This window comes from Novosphingobium sp. B-7 (assembly GCF_000410615.1).
Taxonomy (GTDB): Bacteria; Pseudomonadota; Alphaproteobacteria; order Sphingomonadales; family Sphingomonadaceae; genus Novosphingobium; species Novosphingobium capsulatum.
On record NZ_KE148382.1, the window covers coordinates 4,934 to 5,283 of the forward strand.

1 protein-coding gene is annotated in these 350 nt (G+C 68.6%); it reads right to left on the bottom strand.

Annotated features, from left to right (window positions below; genetic code table 11):
• Positions 1-179 (bottom strand): LacI family DNA-binding transcriptional regulator (locus tag H926_RS34875; protein WP_043609933.1); only part of this gene is annotated, 179 nt, incomplete at its 3' end.
• Positions 180-350 lie beyond the last annotated feature (171 nt).

The following is a 350-nucleotide window of genomic DNA, read 5'->3' on the forward strand; positions in this document are numbered from 1 at the left end:
GTCATTGTGCGCTGGGTGCGCAGGTTGCGGGCGATTGCGTTGGGCTGATAGCCCAGCTTTTCCGCCAGGGCGACGATCCGGCTGGTGGTCTCTTCGCTGACCCGGCCCGTCCCGCTCAGCGCGCGGGATGCGGTTGCGGTGGAAACCCCTGCCAGTTCAGCAAATTGCTTGAGATTCATGTGGTCCGTTTCATCGTATCGCCGCTGCCGCCGGCACCATGGCGCGGCGGCTATCCCACGGCAAGGCCATGCCTGTGCCCAGGCGGGCGCCTATCCCGCCGGCTGGCCAAACGCGCGGCGCAAGGCCGCCAGCCGCGCCGCGATCAACCGGCACGAGGGCGATGCATCGGG